Raw genomic sequence first — 21,390 nt, forward strand, 5'->3', positions numbered from 1 at the left:
AAAATTTTTTAAGGTATGATAAGTTAAAAAATTTTTAAGGTACCATTAAAAAATTTTTAACCGGAATAAATACAAAGATTAATAAATACAATTTATTTAAATATTATATATAGGGAAATCGTCCGTGGATTTATTCTGAAAAGAGCTTGTCCATTTAATATAAACAGGATATAATACCCATATATTAATTTACTTTTTATTTTTTATTTTTTTTGTGCAATCCATTTTAGGGTTAGCAGACAGACAATAATACACTTACAGCCTTTGTGGTTGATGAATAAGAATAGCTGAAATAAATTAGCTGTTTTCTATCATTGACCCCAAAGGCTTTTTTGCGTTTAGTTTTCGTTTAAAACGGTTGATGATGGTAATTAAAACAAAGGTGAGGAAGATTAACATGGCAAAAAGCCAAAACAAAAAGATAGCAATCTATAAAGGACAGGTAATTCATTATGGTTCAAACAAATATCCTACAACTTGAAGAATAACAATATTCGCTTTTATTTAGAATTTTCAAGGTTGTTTGAATCAATACTACTGGTTCAGTGATCATACTAAAAAAGCGACTCATACTTTTACTACATATTGTGAGGGCAATTTAGAAGAGGCTAAAAAATTAGTTGTTGATAGCTTTAAAAACTATTTAGAAAAGAAGCCTTTGGCAGGGATAGTGTTGCAGATGGGGAGATAGTTGGTTATCTAACAGAAATCGAAAGGAAAGAAAGTACAAGGATCAAAGAAATAGAGCAAATATCATTATTTGAAATGACTAACGATGATATCAATAAAATCAAAAAGAAGAAAAATGCAGTTATCAGTGGACAATTAGCATTTGCGCTTCTTTAATCATAAGGGGGAAAAATTTATGACGATTACAATAACCATGGATTGGCTTGTATGCCTATATTACCTAATTGAAAATATATTTTTTGTTTATTGTACGGATTTAAGAATGAAAAATTACTTTTTGCAAAATGAGTTATATCCTAGAGAGTTTTATTGTTTTGAGATGGAAGAGGAAGAATTCTCTACAGATGATGCTGTAACTGCACAGATTGAGGAACCTACAATTTTGTCAAAACCTCTTGTAGTAAAAACGGAACTAAACCAAGAGGCTGAAGCTTTACTAGCGGAATTGCAATTAGAGCTTTCTAGTTTTGAATCAATTCAAGAGAAAGAAGTAGAAGGAAATGTTCTATTCGATAAAAAGATTGATTCTGATTGTATCAGTTTATCAGACTATGATTCAGATAATGGCGATACTTCTGATGTTTCATCAGCAAATTTTGAACAATTAGCATCCGCAAAAATAGGAGATTGTTTAGAAGGTGAACAACATTGGGTGGTGTCGATCATTGGTACAGAAGAAGAATACTTACATGTATCTGATGGCCATCGCGCTTGGATAAACGCTGGAGAGGATGCACAGGGGTTGAAACGAGGTGACTTGTTAGCTGTTGATGTCATCCGCCATGGAAGAAACATTGAAGTATTAAATATTACATTTTTAGATTCAACTATATCGGAAGATTATCTCATTCCGGACGAAGAAATAGAATTCAATAACAGCTATTCAAGAGCTATATAGTTTGTAGGAAGTGACCAATCATGGTCACCTTCTGCTCCAAATATATATCTTTATGTATATTTGGAGCAGATGTTCCTATGGTATTAAATACATAAAAAAATAGACATTGCATCAAAATGAGTCTAAAGATTTATTGTGTATTTTATTTAGTGAGTCAAAAGATGCTTGTTTTTGACAAAATTCGACAAAGTTGAGTTATTTATATGTCTATAATGTATAAAGTAAGCAAGGAAAGAAAACTGCAATAAACAGGAAAGGGGATAGTTGTAGTGACTATTCAGCCAATGCTAACAGAAGAAAATATTAACACCATCATAAATGTACTAAGGGAGAAAAAGTACAACCTTAATAGTTTTCACTTGAAATATAGTGCTCGTGAACAATCACTGTTGTTGGATGGAAAAGGTATTCAAGGGATTAACCAAACTGATGATTATTACGAAGCAATTGAAGATAATTTGGTTTATGCTGATTTCAACTGGATCTCACCAATGTGCGAAGCCTTAAATATTAATTTTACTGCGAATTTAAAGGTACTGCCGGAAGGAGACATGGAACATAATAAGGTTAGACTAGTAGTAACGGTTCCAGTTCCTGTTGAATGCAATGGAAATAAGCATAGAGTACAAGAGGTTCTATATAATCCATTTATGAGGGTTGTTAAGTTTCAATCCTTTGTGAAAGAAGTTGTTTTCTTTGGTAATAACCATATGGTTACCAAAGTGGACTTTATCTTGGAGATCGAAGGGAAGAAAATAGTTCCTCATCTCAAAGATAACCCAGGAATTAATCATCAATGCTTGAATCAATGGATGGCCACTGCAGATAAAATAATTGATTACGGAAAAAAAGATTACAAATATGTAGAGCATTTACAAGTGCTAAATGGGCGTATGGCTAATATATCCTATGAATCTACTACTTCCTTCCGATTTAAAAATGATTCGAAGAAGGAATACTAAATGAATATAAAAAAGCGAGGAATACCTTTACTAATGCTATTAGTGGCAGCTATAGCTTTTCCCATTCAAGCATTCGCAAGCCCTATTAATTTTAATCAAGGATCATCTTTTAGTAGTGATGTTGTAAATTGGACATCGAATATTAATGCATATGCTCCTACAGTTTCCTTCCTTTTCTCTGCTATCTTTGTGTTAATGTTTTTATTTGGAGTTGTAAGGTTAGGTTACTCTATTATCACTAAAACAGGGCAAGTAATGAAGGGATCTACTGGATTACTGATATGGGTGCCAATCGCATTCTTCTTAATTAGAATTTTTCTAATCTTGTTATTTACAATTAACAGCACAAATGTTACACTGATTGCATCAGATGTGATTCGTTTAATTCGTACTACTGGTTATTTTACCGTTTTAGGGATGGTTCTCATAGGATTCGCCATGTTCCTTTTCTTTAAATTTTTAAAACATCCAGAGTTCGGGCGATGGAGTAAAAGATTATGGGTAGCTGCTGGATTATTATTTGTCTTAACAAGCATCATGCCAGTAGTATTTGGAGCAGTGTAAGGAGAAGTACAAGTATGCCAGCTCGATATAAGGTAAATGAATCAGAAGTTAAAATGATATTAGATAATCCACGTAGAAAAGTTGTTAAAAACGGGTGTTACTAATGATATGCCTTTACTAAAAAAGGACAGAATTAAGCGAGCTGCAGATATTTTGAATAATAGGTGATAACATTGCTGAAATTGGTTGTAAATAATACAACAAACCAAGAAAATACAGAGGAAAAACTAACTTGTAGAAACTCTTGTGAATATTATGATGAAATAACCGAAAGCTGCTCGATTAAATCGAATGTAAATGTAGATAGTACATATGAAGTGTTGGGATGCACTCACTTCCTCAGTAAAATAGTTCCTGATGAGAATTATGAGCGACCTAAACCAAAGGCACTTAACAATATTGACGATGACTCCATGTTAAAAGAAGTATTGGAGCAAAAAGCAATATTAGATGCTTCTAAATATCCTATGAAACCGGACTTAGATGCTACCTGGTTTGTCGCCCCATGTGGAACCTACGGTTGCTGGATTATAAACGGATCTGCAAACAAATTTTCTATCGTTAAAGATGTTGATGAGGTAGAAAAAAGATGGCATGCAAATGTATATCGTTCACCAATTCCTCTTCATGACCATAAATCATCATTAGGCCTTGCATCTAGAATTGCCTGGGTAGTAGATGAGGAAGGATATGGTCAATATGCGCTTATATTCAATGGCGATATAACTAAAACCCGTTATCCTAGACCACGCAATTGGAAAAGAAGCTATTGATAAGGTAATGTTGTTGGATTATAATGAAATCAATATCATAAATCAAGGGAAGGACCCTTTTTCATTGAAGCACATGCAGCATGTGTTTTTTTGGAAAAGGGTCTTTTTTTATTAAAAAGGAGAATTATTTATGAGTGCAGATATCTGTGTAGTAGGAGGCAGTAACATTAGCTTCGAAAGTGGATTAAAAGATGTGATAGATATTATGTTTGGAGCAAAATACTCTGTTATATCTAAAAGTGATCTTAAGGTTAATGATGAATCACCTAGATTAATCGTAGTAACCTCAACCCATCTAAAAGAAGCTTCTTCCTTTACTCAGCTAGAAAACCAAAAGAGAGATGGCGCAAAATTAGTGATACTTAAGGACGGTCCTGAATTGCCGGAAGATCTTCACTTATTTACAGGGTTTCTCTCTAAAAATATGAGTGCTTCAGAAATGAAGCAAGCGATAGAAGACATTCTAGAAAACAATGAGTATTTTGTTCATCCAGAAGTGGGTGCTTCCATTTTGATACATTATAACCGTTACCACCAAAACAAAATAGAGAACCAATGCATTTAAAGAACAATAGATACCATTGCCGCTTCCTAAAGCTTAAAAGTTAACCAGAAAAGAGGAGAGAGATTTTGGGGAAAGTGTTAGTTTGTTGCGAAAAGCCTATTCAGATGAATCAATTAGTAGCACCATTTCCACATAAAAAGGTAGGTGATCATATCTTAGTGGAACCATGCAAGACATTTCCTGATTCCGCTGTCTTTATATCTGCAGTTGGTCATATTTTAGAACTTTATAATCCTGGAGACTATGATGAATCTCTTAAGTCGTGGAATATTAAAGACTTACCTATCGTACCTAGAACATTTAAATTAAAGGTTATTCCTAGTAAAAATCGTTCCTTACAAACGTTTCGAAAATTTCTAAAGGATCCATCCATTAAATAAATTGTTAATGCTGGAGATTCAGCCATGGAGGGACAACTGCTCATAGATGAAATTTTATATTACTTAGGAAACAAAAAGCCTGTGAAACGTTTATGGACCTCATCCCTCACGAAAAATGGAGTAGAGACAGCGTTTAAATCCCTGAAGAGTAATAAGGAATACAATCATTTATATCAAGCGGGTATTGCGAGGCAAAGAGCTGATTGGTTAATTGGGATCAATACAACAAGAGCGTTAACGACTTTGATGGGTGAAAAAGGTTTGAATATAACAATGAATGCTGGAAGAGTACAAACCAGTTTAATGGGAATTGTTTATCAAAGAGAATTAGAAATTGAAACATTTGAAAGTGAATCTTATTGGGACTTCTACATTTCTACACAATTTAAGAATGGAACCATAACAGCAAAGTGGTTTAACGATAAGGAAAGTCACATTTTTAATAAGGAAGCTGCCTTATTAGTAAGGGATTTCTGCCAGAATAAAAGCCCAAAGGTTTATTCCATTGAAGAGAAGGAGCACATCGTTAAGCCGCCTCAACTATTTAGTCTATCCACTCTGCAATCAAAGGCTAATCAATTATATAAGTTTTCTTCGGATCGCGTGCTAAAGCTTTTACAATCGTTATATGAGAAGTGGAAGCTCGTTTCTTACCCAAGGACTGATAGTTGTTACTTAACAGCGGAGGAAGCAGCTACACTCCCTGATATTCTACGAAAGCTAAATGAGTTAGAGGATTACAAACCGCTCCTAAATGATGCTATGAAGGATATTACAGATGACAAGAGGTATGTAGATTCTTCTAAGGTTTCGGATCACTTTGCGCTTCTTCCTACAGAGGATGTTAGTAATTACTCATTCATTAGTAGTAAAGAGAGACTGATCTACGATTTAATTGTTAAATCATTAATCGCTGCTCATTATCCAGACCACATATATCAGTCTAGAGAAATGATCCTCTCTATCGATGACCAATTTACATTTAAGGCAAACGGGAAAGTAATCACACAAAATGGTTGGAAACAACTATATAATAAATCCCTTGATGAACAAGAAGACACAGAGTTAGAAATGAAGATGCTTCCTCTTGTACATGAGGGAGAAACAGGAATACTCTTATCTCATTCATTAGAAGAAGGATTTACAAAACCAAAACCTAGATTTACAGATGGAGATCTTATCAAGATAATGAGTAACGCTGGTAATTGGGTCAGGGAAAAAGAGGATTTCAAGAATAAAGAACTAGTGTTAGGAACTGCCGCTACCATACATGAAATTATAAACAAAGTTAAAGATAAATACATATCTGTTCAAGATAATCAGGTTTATTACTACCTGCAGGAAGGGTTTTAATTGAGGCTTTAGGAGCGAATAGTTATTTAACTTCGGTTCTAACTACAGGACGTATGGAAAGGTATCTGGATGATATAAAAAATGGGAAAGCTTCGGTTGATGATTTTTTAAAAAGAACAGAAAAGATGAGTTTGATTGTTCTTAATGAATTAAAGGAGAAATCTAAGACTTGGAACTTCTCTGAGCAATTAATTCAGGATATAGTACCAAAAGAGATAGGACGATGTTTATCTTGTGGTGGAAATTTAATAGAGAGAGATAAATTTTATGGATGCAGTAATTATTCCGCCAATAACTGTACTTTTAGCATTCCCAAACAGAAGGCAGGCGTAACCATCACCAAGGTTAATATAGAGAAACTACTTACAACCGGTACAACATCTCTAATTAAGGGATTCAAAAAGAATGGTAAAGATGGAACCTTGGGATTCTATTAAACAAAGCATTGTCTATAAATTTCAGTAACGAAAAAACAGCATATGAAAGAGGTTGTAACATGGAATCATTCTGACGGCAGCTTTAGTGTTGGGTTATTTTGGGGAACTCTTTTGAGTGTTCCTTTATGGATATCTATATTAGGCTGGCTTAAGATTGTTATCACTTACTTATAACGGCGATAAATCCATATTTAAAACGTGGTTTACCCTACACGGACCATATAAGTTTATGTAGGGGAAACAGGGCGAAGTGAGGGGTTAAATGGGTAAAGCAGGCTATCTTACAAAGAAATATACAAAAGGGAAATTTTATATTTATGTTAGGCAATCCTATAGAGAGAGTAACTCAGTGAAGCATAGATACTTATTCAGTTTTGGCGTAATGCCAGAAGCTCTTAATAAAATGCATAGGATATTAGAGCAAGAAGAGTCATTTCCAGAAACTTTATCAGAATCTCATTTTACCTTAGAGGATGTTTATGATTGGATTTAACGATTGAAACAGGCGTTACCTCTAAGGGGAGAAGTTTTTTAATATAAAGCTAAATAAATGCATTTAAAAACATAGAAAGAAAGGAAAACATATGAATTTACATAAACCAAAATTAAAAATACTTTCCATAGAACATGAATTCCAACATGATCATGAAGATAGTGCAAACCGGTGCCATAACTTAAGGATTAAGGTAAGTGTTATTAATAACAAATTCTTAGAATATATCTTGTTGAAACCAAAATTTAATGGTGGAGACTTCAGCGTAAAACTGAAAGAGCGCGAGAAAAACATTAAATTAAGGATGTACCCATATAATAGTCAATTTGAAAAGATGATTTATACCACACGTACCTTTAATGAATTGCTAGAAGGGACAGTAATAACTTTTAAAAGTGCTTACCATGCAAAATTGTTTTTAGAACAAACAGAAGCTATTCTAACTAAATATCTGACAAGATCTTATGTTCAATTCCAGAAAAATAAGATGTCCAATCCAACTATAGGGGAACAGGATAAACATGGTGTGATAGATGATATTGTAGAGCAGACTTTATTACATCGGATACGTTGAACCAGCAACATATCATTTATAACTTTGAAAAACCACTAGCTTAATTAGGAGTACCGTTTAATGAATAAGAAATATATTAGAAATAAACTTCTTGTATTTATTGTCGCATGTATCTGTCTATTTGTTATAAGATCTTACTTCTTTTCCTTAGGTAAGGTAGATGGGGAGTCCATGTATCCAACTTTAAATGACCATGATTATGTTCTGTTGAATAAGGTTAGTTATAAAATAGGGGAACCAAAACGTTTTGATATCATCATGTTTACCCTTCCGGATAATTCCGTATTAATCAAACGTGTTATAGGTTTACCCGGTGAAATATTAGAATATAAAAATAACCATTTATATGTTAATGGAAGAATAGTTAAGGAGTCTTTTCTAAAGGAAGAAACTGAGGATTTTGAAACTATGAGTATACCAGATGGTGAAATTTTTGTTATGGGTGATAATAGAGATCATAGTACGGATAGTCGAGTATTTGGAACCCTTCCAATTTCGCATATATTAGGGGAAGCATCTTTTAAAATATGGCCAATAACTGGATTATAAATCATAAAATTGGCTGTTATATGTTTACGTTTAAAATGTAAATATGATTATTATTAAACGTTTAATGAAGGCTAATACGATAAGTATTATATGCAGGTTTAGAGCTTAATTGCTACCTTTTTATCTTGTAAGCTTTATTAACTATTGGACGATTAGATTTTTAAGGTTGCCTTTTAGAATATCATGTAAAATTATTTTGGTTTTAAGGTTAATCTATATTTAGATTTTCTGCTAGAATCTGGTATATTAATAATGTAAATGAAAATTTATAATACTCTTTGTATATTTAATTCGAAATCAGGAGCTAATATATGACCAATGAAAACAAAGATAAGACCGAATCATTAGTTGAATCAATGTTGATTAACCAAACATCAACAGAAATCTCAGATGCTTGGAAAACTGTTTCTGTAGGTAAACCTACAACGGAAATCTTGGATGCTTGGAAAACTGCAACCTCTTTAAGGAAACCAATAACAGAAATCTTGGATACTTGGAAAACTGTAACTTCTGTAGGTAAACCTACGACGGATATCTTAGATGCTTGGAAAACTGCAACTTCTGTAAGTGAACCAATGACGGAAATCTTAGATGCTTGGAAGACTGCAACTTCTGTAAGAAAACCAATAACGGAAGTCTTAGAGGCCTGGAAGACTGCAACTTCTGTAAGAAAACCAATAACAGAGATCTTAGATACTTGGAAAACTGCTTCTGTAGGTAAATCTATAACTGGAATCTCAACTGCTTTGAGCACAACATCTAATAAGATTAGCTCCGTTAAATTTTCTAAGAATCTTGTTGTTCCGATACAAACATTAAATCAATTTTATTCTAATGTAGATAATAAATCTGCTAATAAAATTTTTAAAGGTATTTCACCAGATGATTATTCTATTAAATCAAATATTGAGAACAATAAGTTTAATACTATTATTGTAAAAAGCAGTGGTAAAGAAGAAATACCTGTCAAATCATTTGTAAGTACCGTTGGGGCTACGGATCTTTTAGAGAGTATTTCTAAAAATGAAGCTGTTTCGTTTTATTTGCATTTGGCAGATTATCCAATGCTTGGAGGAGAACACGAGGTAGGTCGCAGAATTATAGAGCAACTAGACACTGTAAAAACTATTAGTTTAGAGAAGAATATAAAATTATTTAGGGCAAGACCAAGAGATAAAAAGAAGCGACCAATCCCATATACACAACCAGAAATGTTTTCGGCACCTTTCGGATTATCGAAACAAGGTAGATATAATGTTGTAGGGCAAGGAGAATTATATACTTGTGATAATAAAGAGATTGCTATTAGAGAGTGTGTAAAAGATAAAGATACAACGGTTGATGTAATTGAATGGGAGTTAATCGAGCCAGTAAAAATGATTGATTTAACTAATAAAAAGCATCCACTTGTTGAGTTTTGCACTTATAGCTTGGAAAGCTCCTCTGGCTTAGATTATCTTGTCCCAAACTTTATAGCCCAATGTGCAAAAAGTAAAGGTATAACTGGTATTGTATACCGAAGTAAGTTTAACGATGATGTTTATAATTATGTCTTTTTTGATTATCAATATAATTGGTTCAGATTAGTATCATTATATGAGTTATTGAGTGCATAAAGTAATTAATTTGAAAATCTGATTATGGTGAATTGAAGCGATATAGGTGGAATTAAGATTAACATGCACAAATCGGAAGTCTTCAATATGTAAATAGAAGGGTAATATTTAATGATGACTATTTTGGACGTCTCTTTACAAAGAGAAAGAGCTATTCAGATGAATGATTTGAAAAATGTAGATATTAATTATTCCTTTTTTTATGATGAGACAAATAATCCTAAGAAATTTAAAATTACAAATGAAGGTTTTAATGTAAATGAAAATGATTTTTTCATTCTTGGTGGAATAGTACATAGAAGTGAAAATCACATATCTAATGAAAAAGTAGAACAGTTATTTGCTCAGTTAATAACTCAGAAAAACATGAAAGAAATAAAATTTAAGCAAGCTTCAAATGGGGCTAAAGATTTTTATTCAACTATGAAAGCAAAAAAGATAGGATTAGTTCTAAAATGGATAGAAGACAATAAGATTTGGATACATTATTCATATAGAGATAATTTGTATTATGGCCTAGTGGATTTAATTGATACCTTAGGGGAAGTTTACTTATTACCTAGAGAGATGCTTACACAGCTGAAAACTATATTATATAAATATATCAAAATCGATCAGGAGAACTTTATTTCTATTTTAAGATACTATAACTATCCAAACATTACGGATGTTAATGGTTTTGTTGAAAGTATTTTGAATTGGCTTTCTGATAAAGAATTTGAGGATTGGCAAGAGGATTTTTTAATGGAGTACTTTCGTCAATCCTTAAAATCTGCCAGAAATGATGGTCTTCAATTGTTGGAAAATAATAAAAATCTAGAATTAATATCCTCTTTTGAAGACATATATTTAACTAGAATAATAATATTTAAAAACTCATATCACTATTTTGATGAAGAGGCAACTATTGAAGAAAAGATTAATAGTGTATCAATGTTAATAAATGATATACCGCTTAATAACTATAAATTTTTACATTCACATGAAAATAAATTTACACAGCTCTCTGACATAGTAGCTGGTATATTAAGAACTTGGTTAAGGTATCTTAATAACTCTAGCATTGAAAAGATTAAAGAGGATTTTGAGGCTTGTGGTGAGTTAGAATCAGGTAATACTGTGAGGTTTGTAGGTATACTTGAGAATTCTCTACAAGAAAATAAAGCCTTTCAACATTGGTCCGGTGATTTACACACAGCAGACAAAATAAGCTGTTTCTTTGATCTGGTAAGTTTTAAAAGGAAGGGAATATAAACATAAAAGGGTTTGCTAAAGAAGCAATCCCTTTTATGTTTATATTTTTTAATAAATTAAATAAATTCCATCTATTTAATTGTTCTAAGTCTAATCCCTTGTCAGAGACTATTAATTATATTTGAATTCTTCCATGTATGAGAAGCACTGTTTTTACGTGATAGTCGTTTTTCTAAATAACGAGCTGTTGTTCGATAGCTTGAGTGGCCCAAACTAGGACTTATTGATTCTAATGTTGCTCCGTTCTCCGCACTTATTATTGCATAAGCATGACGCAGGAAGTGAGGCGTTATTGGTGTTCTGCGTATTTTGATAAATGTAATGTCGGCCTTATTAATATGCTTCGTTAAGTAGTTAGACAAGTATTTATAGTTATAAGGGTTTCCGGTAGCAGTTGTAAAAATAGGAGAATCATCGGTAGTATCTAGTTTGAATTCTAATCTTCTTCTTATCCTAAACAATCTAATTTCTTCTATTATATTAGGGTGCAATAGAACCTCTCGTTGTTTCCTTCCTTTCCCCATTACATTCAACCAGTAATCACCATCTTGATAAGTAATATCTGAAATCCGGCTACTACACAATTCTCGAATCCTTAAGCCTGTTGTAGAAAGGACGGCAATAAAACAATGAAGAATTGGGTGTCCTTTAAAGTAGTCAAGTAATTGAAGAACCTCATTTGAGCTAAGGTCTCTATTTGGAATATCTGCATCCCTCACGTTGCTGCTTAACATCTTTTCATGTAAGGGGATTTTTATATATTCATTTATATATAGGTAAGATAAAAAACTTTTAAGGATAATCATTTTTCGGTTTAATGTTGCAGCTGCATAAGGCTTTCCGCCTTTTCCTAAAGGAGCTGTTAACAACCATTCTTGATACTTTCTTAAATTGCTATGAGTTAACGATTGAAATAAGGAAGGAGCATGGCCCAATACTTGATAGCTTAATTTAATTTGGAAAGTAGTTAGGTTTTCTAAAAGTTGTTTATAAATAATTAAAAGATCTCTTAAGTACTCTTGCTTAGTGTTCGTCATTCTGTTCTTTTTTTCATTCATGTCTTTTTTATTATGTACAAATAGATATATCATTTCTAGATCGCTAAATTGGAGGGCATTGGGATTATCTAAAAAATCTGTCTCTACTAATAATCTTGTATATAATTTTTCGTTTAACATAAAGGTTGTTAATTCTTTTGTATTATTGAAATTTTCGAAGTTAATTATACTATTGTTTGTAATTTTGTGATTAGTAGGGTAATTGTTCATAAGTTTATCCTCTTTTTTAAAATTTGAATAAAAGGCATAGTTTTTTATTTTATTTATTTTAAGTTAATAAATATTTAATAAATTTTTGTTATTTAAATATAAAGTTAATACATTTATAATATCTTTAAAGTTAATTAGATAAATTATAATAATCTAGGGATATATAGAAAAACAGTTTATTTGTCTATTATATATAAACTATTATAACTTTTATATTTAATTATAATGTTAATAATAACGTAAAAAATAATATATTTATATAAAAATAAAAAGACAGCAGGTAATCTGCTGTCCAGTAACTTATAAAATTATTTCTTCTGCGTTTTGAAAAACATCCATATCCTTTTCTTCTTGGTACCTTTTAGCATTTATTTCATTGATAAAGTGTATGGTTGTCTGAAAGGTTTTTTTTGTTGGTGTAGGTTCAGTTTCTAACATGTATTTATCATTATCTAATATATTAACACCAATAACTTTAAAATCGAAGTAGCCAATCAAGCTGAAAAGCTCGATTTCACAACCAAATAATTCTTTTTTGCTATTCCTTATAAATTGGAATGATAAGCTTTGATCTATTAATTCCTTAGGGTTAACTCCACGTACTCCATTAAGGGTTAAATCATTTAATTTAATATATTCCTTAAATGGCTTGTTTTCATATAAGGAGCGATAAAGTTCCTCGACTAATAAAACATCGTTGTGTTTTATTTCTGACGTAGGTATAAAATTTACCCCTAATAAGCTTTGGAGTTTCAAAACCTTTACCCAGAAATTAATATTTTCATCGATTGAAGTTAATTCAGTTTTACTATCTGTTGCTTGAGGTAGTGGTTGTTTATTTATTTTTATGTGTCCATTCATACAAGCTTTATATATTTTTAATGCTTCTATCAACTGTTTGATGTCCTTCGTTTTATCAATATCTAATGTAAAGTTAAATTTAATTTGATTATTTATTTCATCGATTAAATAAGAAATTTCTAATACACTATTATCAATACTTTTGAATAGACTTTTATGCATGTGTGGATATGGTTGTCTTTTCATTAAAAACTCCCGCTTAACTTCATCACTTTCTAGGATAACTTTGAAGGGATTTTGAAATGGTTTAGGCACCATATAGAATTCAGAATCTCTTACTTCCAAATCAGAAAAAGGGAGCTTTAGTAATTCATCTATATCAAATTCTTTATTGTTAATTTTTATAATATTATTTTTAGATATAAGTTTAATTTTTGTTTGCGTTCTATACATATATTCTATTAATTCAAAGAAAGTTGATGGTTTTAAATCATCAGGGAGATCAGCTGGCAATTGAACACTAAAACCTGAAAGCTGGAAGTCGCCTCCGGTATTAGGTAAGAGTCCGGCAGCTCCTTCTCCTAAGTCTGTATAAACAAACCCCTCTGGTAATTTTTCATTTAAAGATTGCATTACTTCGGCAGGGATTTTTTGATCTATTTCATTTTGCTTAAAAAATGCTTTTTCAAAATTTGTAAACATAATCACCAATCCTCTTTTAATTCATTAAAAACTAAAATCTTTGAAATTAGGGTGTACTTTTCTATTTCGCTTATTTTACAGTTATGGACAATGTATGAAATCAATTCACTTCTATCTGCTTGATCATTCACTATAATATATTTAATGGCATCATATTCAAAATCCAGCCACAACTCCGGCTTATGGCGTAATCCATCTGAATAAGTATTATAACTTTTGGGATTTAAATGGTCTTGACTAATAACCAGGGGAAGATCTGTATCTATTCCATTTATATTAGGTATAAATCTCCATTCTTTTTCATCGTGGAAATTTCTTTTTTCGTACTTACTTTTGTTCTGAACTGAATATCTCATTTCTCCTTCGATTGGTTTCATATAAAATAATTGATGTAAAATTAGATTGTTATAAACTGTATAGGTACTTCTTTCTTCTTCCGTTTGTGCAGAAAGAGTTTTATTAATAACTTCTTTGAAATCTGATAGTAAATTAGAATGTTGATTAACGTAATGTATCGGTTGAATTCCTCTTTTAATTCCCCATTCTTTACTCAATCCTATCCCGTATAATCCGTAATTTTCCATGTGAGGAGCAAGTTTATTTAAATGGATATCACAAAAACAACTCATGGGAATTGCGATTTTTTCTAGGCTATCAAGTTGTAAATAATCTAGTTTCTCTTCGTAGTATCTTGGAATTATTGCCTTTTTTAAAATAATATCTTCTAGGAATTCTAATTTGTTCATAAATCTAAACAAAACGTTGGCACTTTGTTTAGATGGGATATAAATTTGCTCACTATTAAGACTTGGGTTGTTTTGAAGATTAATTACCTGTATTTTTTCTTTATCTAAGATAGTCATTTGATAATCCTTTCACTGATAATAGTATAACTAGTTACATATATTATACTTTATAAGAGGGTTTTAGATGAATTATTCAAAATTTCTATTTGAAAATACTTAGCTATTGAAGTAAAATAATATTGTATATATTTTATATTTTACTTTTTCTTGCAATCTACTTAGATTAGCAGTCTCAACTAATAAACTCAGCAGCCTTTGGGCTAACATACTCTTATTTACGTTTGTATTTAAAGAGGTGTTAACTCAAAGGCTTTTTTGCGTTCAAAAAAGAATGAGAGGTGAGTATTTTAAGAGGATGTACACTGGATATTGAGCGATATTATTTATTGCAAATAAAATGACTTTTACACAAATAGTTAAAAAGTCCTGTGTTTTTATTACTATTTCGTATTTAAAATTATTAGATGGAATAGTAAAATATACATATATATACATACATAGTTATTAATAAAGGGGAAAAGAGAGGAAATTCAATAATGAAAAAACATCTTACTATACTATTGGTAGTTATTTTAAGTTTTCTAACAATAATACCAATCGGGATTAAAGCGGCTGAGTTAGAAAAAGCACAATGTACTATGACAATTGATGCTGCTAAAAATACACAAGCAAATCCAGCATCTGCATCGGGGGCTTGTAATGACCAAGTTTTTGGATATTATGCTCCAGATTCTAAAACTTATAATCTATTCGGGTTAATTCATGATACTGTTACAAAAAATGGACAAGTATTTACAATGGCTGTAATGGATGATAATCATGTGGAAGCAGACTTAACTGTCTACATTAAAGATAGTAGTAAAGATGAAGAGGGATCTGATACAGATCTACCGACACTTTTTAAAATTAGGGTAACTAAGGATAATGCTGCTGTTCATACAAGCAACAGTGGTAGTTCTAAAACCTACAAGCATTTGAAGTTAAATAACATTGTAGAAGTGGTAGAACAAAAAGGTACTTGGTATAAAATCAAAGATGGTTCAACTTATGGTTGGATTTGGAATCAATATGTTTCAAAGGATTTGACGCCAGAAGTACCAACAGTTCTTTATAGCTTAAGAGTTACAAAGGACAATGCAGCTGTTCATACAAGCAATAGTGGAAGTTCTAAAACGTACAAGCATTTGAACTTGAATGACATTGTAGAAGTGGTAGAGCAAAAAGGTACTTGGTATAAAATTAAAGATGGTTCAACGTATGGTTGGATTTGGAACCAGTACGTATCAACTGATTTAACACCAGAAGTACCAACAGTTCTTTATAACTTAAGAGTGACAAAGGATAGTGCAGCTGTTCATACAAGTAATAGTGGCAGTTCTAAAACGTACAAGCATTTGAACCTGAATGACATTGTAGAAGTAGTAGAGCAAAAAGGTACTTGGTATAAAATTAAAGATGGTTCAACGTATGGTTGGATTTGGAATCAATATGTATCCACTGACTTAACACCAGAAGTACCATCAAAAGTACTTTATGAACTAAGAGTAACTAAGGAAAAAGCTGCTGTTCATACGAGTAATAGTGGTAAATCCAAAACGTATAAACACCTTTATACAAACAATATTGTAGAGGTTGTAGAGAAAAAAGGTACTTGGTATAAAATTAAAGATGGAACAGGTTATGGTTGGATCTGGAACCAATATGTATCCACTAATCTAACACCACAATCATTGTACGATTTAAGAATTGTAAAGGATAAAGCCGCTATACATACAAGTAATAGTGGAAAATCTAAAACATACAAGCATTTGTACAAAAATAATATTGTGGAAGTAGTAGAGAAAAAAGGTACTTGGTATAAGATCAAAGACGGATCAAGTTATGGCTGGGTTTGGAATCAATATGTATCCACTAACCTAACGCAAAATACACTATACAAGATGAAAGTAACAAAAGATAAAGCCGCTGTTCATACAAGTGACAGTGGAAAAGCAAAGACTTATAAGCATTTGGCTAAAAATAAAGTAGTAGAAGTAGTCGAGAAAAAGAACAACTGGTATAAAATCAAAGATGGTAAAAGCTTTGGTTGGATATATGGTAATTATGTAAAGAAATAACAAAAAGGGATAAATCACACTAGTGATTTATCCCTTTTTGTTATGAAAACGTAAAGAGCACGATGATATTGTGAAAATCTGCCGAAAATAATTTATTTTAAAGTAGAGTAGAAAAATACACATATATGCATGCTAAATTAAATTATTCCACTCGAATAAAAAATGAACCATACCAATAGTAAGTGGATATATAAATCTGTTTAAAGCAAAATTCAACCACCATTGAGGATTAATTGCTAAATCCTTACATCTATTCCCCTGGATATTTTCTAGTTTTCACACCAATTTTACCTGAATCTTATTTATCTTAAAACCAAAATCTAATTTGTATACCTTCACCTGAATCTCCCATTTGAACAGGAGTATGTTCTCTTTAACCTAACATTCCTGGGTCTTTCATAAACAATCCCCTCTATACACTAATTTTACTGTTTAATCTTCATTAGTTTGATTTTTATCCAATATAGATACTAAATTACTTACTAATTCATGGATTAGTATAAGCTCTTCCTGGGATCTTGAACTTAAAAGGTTCATATGTGTTGTTAACAAAACGTCCTTATTAATAATTTGTTCCGTTTCACTAATTGGTTTAAATAAATCTTTAGCTTCTATTTCTAATGCTTGCGTTATTTTATTTAATGTTCCAAGAGAAATATTTCTCTCTGCTCTTTCCACACCACCAATATAAGCGGAATGAATGTTGGCGATTTCAGCTAGTTTTTCTTGCGTATACCCTTTATTTAAGCGGAAGTATTTTATTCTTTCTCCGATTACTCTAACAAGATCATTCATTCTATACACCTCCTTATAAGAGTAAAAAAAGTTGGGAACTCTTAACAGTATCATATAAGTTAGTTTTATTAATAAATAATACTTATAAGTTATGTGTTTACCACATTTGGAAGTTTATGATAAAATTAATTATGATTTTATAGTTAAATTTATAGTTAATTTTTACGTTTGTTTAAATGATGTTAAATTGATTTACTAACAAAAATTAGATTTACTCTAGAAGGAGAAAAAATTCCATGGAGGAAAAATACTATTTTAAAAAGGCTCTTTTCGTAAGAATTGTTGCTTTCAATAAAGACAAGGATAAAATTTACTTTTTATGGTATTATTGTTATAAAAGATATCCAGATTTCTATCCGAGTAAATGAGGTGCAAGTTCTATGGAATTTAAGATTGAAAAATTAGATGGATTTAGCTCCCAAATAGGTCATCTTGTCTCGCAAATGAACTATGCTAGAAAAACGACTTTAGAAGCCGTAAATGGCTTAACGACTGCCGAATTAGACTATTTACCGAGCAAGGATAGTAATAGTATCGGTGCCCTTTTATTGCATATGGCTGCTGTTGAAAAGGGGTTTCAAATAGAGATTTTTGATGGTCGGAAACCGAACGGACAAGAAATGGAAGAATGGGGTGCACCATACAGTCTTGGAGATAAAGGCAGGACACATATCAAAGGACATCCCTTAGAGTTTTATATAGCCAAACTAGAAGAAGTTAGAAATAGAACTTTTAAAGAATTCGCTAATCTAGATGATGTTTGGTTGTACGAAAACAGAATATGGGATAACCACCAATCTAACAACTATTTTATTTGGTTTCACGTATTTGAAGATGAAATTAACCATAGAGGTCAAATAAGAATAATTAGAAAAATGTTGTCTCAGAATTCCTTAAATGAATAACAATTAAAGCCGTTCCTTAACAGAATGGCTTTTCTATATCTCTCGTAAGAAATTCACAGTTATATTATTTGAGTTTTGACAAGAACTGAGGAGCATTTGGTTTATCTGTTCTTTTTCAGCCAACTTCTTGCTTTGTTGAAGGAAGCTGAACCAATAAAGGTAATTATCCAAATATTTTGTAGCCACTCCTTGAAATCTATCCATCCACCCCTTTAATCGTTTATGGTAGTTGTTCACGTTCTGCAAGTGGTAGATGCCTTTTTTGACATATCCCTCTTTGCTCAGATTGATGGGTTCGTGTTTTAGTGACTTGATAAGAGCGAATTTTTTGTAGTTGGTAGCTGTATCTGTGCACAACAAAGAAGACGGGTCAATATAACTTCCAATAACCGCGTCAATTTCTTCAGCTCTTACTCGACCAGTTCCAGCCTTCTGAGCAATGACCTGCCCACTTCGGTCCTGAGCGACCACAACAGCAATTTTAAGATTACTAATACCTCTCTTTTTATCTCTACCTCCACGTTTCTTAGGTTCCCTGTCCAAAGTTCTCCTCCCCTTTAGAGACTCTTTAAAAAAGGTTTCGTCGCTTTCGATAATCCCTTTCAACATTTGATATCCAATTGAACGCAGGGCGAAAAGGATTTTATGCCTCCAGTAAAATGCAGTAGAGATATGGATTTTTAACCTCTTTGCGATTTTCGGTAGAGTGTATCCTTCTACCATCATTTGAAAGTATTTAGCCCACTTACCAAGATATCGTGTCCCAGAAATCGGTGTATTAGAGAGGTCATTGAAGGACTTCCCGCAGTCACGACAGAGATACCTTTGTCTATCTCTGTACTTCCCATTACGCTTAACTTTCACACTTCCACAATGAATGCAACCTAAGCCCTCTTTAAAACGGGTTTCTCTAATTATTGTAAACGCATCTTTCATATCTGCATCATTATTATCTATGAAATCTTCTTTTAAAAGGTTAAAAAGTTGAATTTGCTCATCTTTAGTTAAATCCGAAAAATGGGCATAGATATCTTTCATCATAGAAAAACCGCCTCCTGAAAGAGTATTTTATCACCTCTTATAAAGATGGTCAAAATAGCAACAATCTATGCGAAAACAGCCTTTAAAAAAGAAGAAAGAGAAATTGGGTTTAGAAAAAAGGTAAGAGTGAGGAAGACAGTTTATTTTCTACATGAGTTTAAAGATGGTTATCGTGTCGAGGTAAATAGATTTTTCTATTCTAATGTAGTGGAGGTAAGTCTTATGTTAGGAGGAGGTAAATCTCAAGTCAAACAGTTTACAGCCGTTAGTGAAGCCTTACCAAATCCAACAAAGGAAGAATTAGAATCACTGGTGAAGGAATATTGTACGAATGCAGCTACCCTTATTAATGAGGCAATCAAAAAAAGAGAAACCGAAGATTCATGATGTAATATAAAGTTAAGTGCTTATTTTATAAAAGTTACCTATTTTATTAGCGTGTTTATAAAAACGGTCTTCAAATGATATAATATACCCAAATATGATTATTAAGGGTGAACTAAATGGATGATAAACAGTACAGTAAAGAGCTGTCTACGAAGGAAGCGGCTGAACTGTTAAATGTTAAGGTAACAACAATTCATAAATATGTTAAGGAAGGCAAACTTACTCCTTCGAATGAGGCGAGTTGGCATATAGATAATAGAAAATACTTTTATGAAGCAGATCTACTTCGTCTTAAGAAAGAATTAGAAAAGCCAGGTTATACAACTGGTGATGTCGCAAAGATATTAAATTTACATACTGTCACTATTTCTCAATATGTAGCTAAAGGATTATTAAAAGCAGAAAAACACATATATAAAGGAAGAGAACTTAATTTCATAAGTAAAGAAGAATTTGATCGTTTCTCTAAAAAGTATCTAGGTAAAAAGCGTGCAGAAAAAAAGGAGTTTTATGATAAGGATTTAGAAACTGCATGGTTTCAACGCTTTGCTAACCAGGATGGTATGGAGGCAAGGATTTTAATAGAAGATTATGAACCTGTGCTGGTAACTAAATCAGGTTTAAGGATAACAATAAATGAAATAGAGGGTAACGGTTACTTACCACAAACACTTATTGTGGACCATGGTTATGTATCTAAAAAGGGATATGCTACATTCGCATTTTCTTATCAGGACAAGATTGACTACCCTCTCTATGATTTTATTGAAATTTGTTATAGTCACCTGGGGCCAAAAAATATGAAATTAGGATTAGAAGAGTCTATATTAACTTTAGAAATAAAGCCATATGTATTTCCAGACAATTTGCTTAACGAAAAAATCGTTGACCTCTTAAATCTTCACCTTAAAGAGGGAAGTATTACTCCATCTCGTAAAGGTATATATATTGATAGTGATCATGAGATATTAACTTTTGCGGTACCCTCTTCTCTCAAGAAGAAAGTGAAACAAGCTTCTGATGAAAAAAATATAACGATGGAAGAACTTTTAGCAGACATTGTTTCTAATTATTTTAATGATGGAAATTAAGAAGGGGTGTACGAAATGGGAAAAATCTTTCCGTTTAAACCAAAGTACCAAGTTGTAGAATTTGGTGATCCGAAAGAGAAAAGAGATGCTCGAACAAAGGAATTACTACAAGAGTATGAAGAATTAAAAGAGAGGATAGAGAAGAGAAAAGCGAAATTTTTCATGTTCAAATAGATGAAGTAAGAAAAATATGGTAAGATGTATTGGTAATATTATTTTAAATTTCAATTTTTTAGCGATCCGTATGGATTAGCAGACTAACTAATAAACAAGAAGCCTTTGGGCCTAAAAAACAAATTTTGTATTTCATTTCGATGTATGCAAATTTTGTTTAGGCCTGAAGGCTTCTTTTTGTTTTTAAAAGGGGGC

The 21,390-nt window shown here is 31.9% G+C and carries 23 protein-coding genes; 18 read left to right on the forward strand and 5 right to left on the reverse strand.

Annotated elements, in window-relative coordinates; all coding sequences use genetic code 11:
- Positions 1-865: 865 nt before the first annotated feature.
- From L8T27_RS27790 to L8T27_RS27850, 13 genes are all read left to right on the forward strand, one after another.
- Entirely contained in the window at positions 866-1,588 is a 723-nt protein-coding gene (locus tag L8T27_RS27790; protein ID WP_127739889.1) for a hypothetical protein, read from the forward strand.
- Between the two features lie 269 nt (positions 1,589-1,857).
- Positions 1,858-2,550, forward strand: coding sequence for a hypothetical protein (locus tag L8T27_RS27795; protein WP_127739888.1), 693 nt, complete (start codon positions 1,858-1,860; stop codon positions 2,548-2,550).
- The gene (locus tag L8T27_RS27800) at positions 2,551-3,114 is read left to right on the forward strand and encodes a hypothetical protein (RefSeq protein WP_127739887.1); all 564 of its coding nucleotides are present in this window, start codon (positions 2,551-2,553) and stop codon (positions 3,112-3,114) included.
- A 173-nt stretch (positions 3,115-3,287) separates the two neighbouring features.
- A complete protein-coding gene (locus tag L8T27_RS27805) occupies positions 3,288-3,887 on the forward strand; it encodes a hypothetical protein (RefSeq protein ID WP_127739886.1) in 600 nt (199 codons plus the stop codon).
- Positions 3,888-4,017: 130 nt separating this feature from the next.
- Positions 4,018-4,452 carry a hypothetical protein gene (locus L8T27_RS27810; RefSeq protein WP_127739885.1) on the forward strand — a complete coding sequence of 145 codons (435 nt, stop codon included), beginning with the start codon at positions 4,018-4,020 and terminating at the stop codon, positions 4,450-4,452.
- Between the two features lie 65 nt (positions 4,453-4,517).
- On the forward strand, positions 4,518-4,832 hold the full coding sequence (locus tag L8T27_RS27815) for a hypothetical protein (RefSeq protein WP_127739884.1): 315 nt from the start codon (positions 4,518-4,520) through the stop codon (positions 4,830-4,832).
- 24 nt (positions 4,833-4,856) lie between these two features.
- Entirely contained in the window at positions 4,857-6,185 is a 1,329-nt protein-coding gene (locus L8T27_RS27820) for a DNA topoisomerase (protein WP_127739883.1), read from the forward strand.
- A 53-nt stretch (positions 6,186-6,238) separates the two neighbouring features.
- Positions 6,239-6,622 (forward strand): topoisomerase C-terminal repeat-containing protein, encoded by a 384-nt coding sequence (locus L8T27_RS27825; protein WP_127739882.1) that lies wholly within the window; start codon positions 6,239-6,241, stop codon positions 6,620-6,622.
- A 262-nt stretch (positions 6,623-6,884) separates the two neighbouring features.
- Positions 6,885-7,115: a hypothetical protein gene (locus L8T27_RS27830; protein ID WP_127739881.1), complete on the forward strand. Its 231-nt coding sequence runs from the start codon at positions 6,885-6,887 to the stop codon at positions 7,113-7,115.
- Positions 7,116-7,206: 91 nt separating this feature from the next.
- The gene (locus L8T27_RS27835) at positions 7,207-7,689 is read left to right on the forward strand and encodes a hypothetical protein (protein WP_127739880.1); all 483 of its coding nucleotides are present in this window, start codon (positions 7,207-7,209) and stop codon (positions 7,687-7,689) included.
- A 60-nt stretch (positions 7,690-7,749) separates the two neighbouring features.
- A complete protein-coding gene (lepB, locus tag L8T27_RS27840; protein ID WP_127739879.1) occupies positions 7,750-8,238 on the forward strand; it encodes a signal peptidase I in 489 nt (162 codons plus the stop codon).
- 311 nt (positions 8,239-8,549) lie between these two features.
- Positions 8,550-9,854: an RES family NAD+ phosphorylase gene (locus L8T27_RS27845; protein WP_127739878.1), complete on the forward strand. Its 1,305-nt coding sequence runs from the start codon at positions 8,550-8,552 to the stop codon at positions 9,852-9,854.
- Between the two features lie 111 nt (positions 9,855-9,965).
- Complete coding sequence (locus L8T27_RS27850) at positions 9,966-11,108, forward strand: DUF3800 domain-containing protein (protein WP_127739877.1); 1,143 nt, start codon at positions 9,966-9,968, stop codon at positions 11,106-11,108.
- Positions 11,109-11,209: 101 nt separating this feature from the next.
- Here L8T27_RS27850 and L8T27_RS27855 read toward each other — a convergent pair whose 3' ends face one another.
- The 3 genes from L8T27_RS27855 to L8T27_RS27865 form a co-directional block, all read right to left on the reverse strand.
- On the reverse strand, positions 11,210-12,376 hold the full coding sequence (locus tag L8T27_RS27855) for a tyrosine-type recombinase/integrase (RefSeq protein WP_127739876.1): 1,167 nt from the start codon (positions 12,374-12,376) through the stop codon (positions 11,210-11,212).
- 300 nt (positions 12,377-12,676) lie between these two features.
- Positions 12,677-13,879, reverse strand: a complete 1,203-nt coding sequence (locus tag L8T27_RS27860; protein ID WP_127739875.1) for an abortive infection system toxin AbiGii family protein — start codon at positions 13,877-13,879, stop codon at positions 12,677-12,679.
- 2 nt (positions 13,880-13,881) lie between these two features.
- The gene (locus L8T27_RS27865) at positions 13,882-14,742 is read right to left on the reverse strand and encodes an abortive infection system antitoxin AbiGi family protein (RefSeq protein WP_127739874.1); all 861 of its coding nucleotides are present in this window, start codon (positions 14,740-14,742) and stop codon (positions 13,882-13,884) included.
- A gap of 479 nt (positions 14,743-15,221) precedes the next feature.
- Here L8T27_RS27865 and L8T27_RS27870 point away from each other — a divergent pair, with 479 nt between their 5' ends.
- Positions 15,222-16,802, forward strand: a complete 1,581-nt coding sequence (locus L8T27_RS27870) for an SH3 domain-containing protein (RefSeq protein ID WP_127739873.1) — start codon at positions 15,222-15,224, stop codon at positions 16,800-16,802.
- Between the two features lie 432 nt (positions 16,803-17,234).
- Here the strand turns inward: L8T27_RS27870 and L8T27_RS27875 are convergent, their stop codons facing one another.
- Positions 17,235-17,597 (reverse strand): helix-turn-helix domain-containing protein, encoded by a 363-nt coding sequence (locus tag L8T27_RS27875; RefSeq protein WP_127739872.1) that lies wholly within the window; start codon positions 17,595-17,597, stop codon positions 17,235-17,237.
- A gap of 380 nt (positions 17,598-17,977) precedes the next feature.
- Here L8T27_RS27875 and L8T27_RS27880 point away from each other — a divergent pair, with 380 nt between their 5' ends.
- Positions 17,978-18,502 (forward strand): DinB family protein, encoded by a 525-nt coding sequence (locus tag L8T27_RS27880; RefSeq protein WP_127739871.1) that lies wholly within the window; start codon positions 17,978-17,980, stop codon positions 18,500-18,502.
- A 33-nt stretch (positions 18,503-18,535) separates the two neighbouring features.
- Here L8T27_RS27880 and L8T27_RS27885 read toward each other — a convergent pair whose 3' ends face one another.
- A complete protein-coding gene (locus L8T27_RS27885) occupies positions 18,536-19,543 on the reverse strand; it encodes an IS1595 family transposase (protein ID WP_127739870.1) in 1,008 nt (335 codons plus the stop codon).
- 222 nt (positions 19,544-19,765) lie between these two features.
- Here L8T27_RS27885 and L8T27_RS27890 point away from each other — a divergent pair, with 222 nt between their 5' ends.
- The 3 genes from L8T27_RS27890 (at position 19,766) to L8T27_RS27900 (ending at position 21,195) form a co-directional block, all read left to right on the forward strand.
- Complete coding sequence (locus L8T27_RS27890; RefSeq protein ID WP_164849719.1) at positions 19,766-19,930, forward strand: hypothetical protein; 165 nt, start codon at positions 19,766-19,768, stop codon at positions 19,928-19,930.
- 116 nt (positions 19,931-20,046) lie between these two features.
- Positions 20,047-21,021: a helix-turn-helix domain-containing protein gene (locus tag L8T27_RS27895; protein ID WP_127739869.1), complete on the forward strand. Its 975-nt coding sequence runs from the start codon at positions 20,047-20,049 to the stop codon at positions 21,019-21,021.
- Between the two features lie 15 nt (positions 21,022-21,036).
- On the forward strand, positions 21,037-21,195 hold the full coding sequence (locus L8T27_RS27900) for a hypothetical protein (RefSeq protein WP_164849718.1): 159 nt from the start codon (positions 21,037-21,039) through the stop codon (positions 21,193-21,195).
- Positions 21,196-21,390 lie beyond the last annotated feature (195 nt).

This window comes from Niallia sp. Man26 (assembly GCF_022049065.2).
Taxonomy (GTDB): Bacteria; Bacillota; Bacilli; order Bacillales; family Cytobacillaceae; genus Niallia.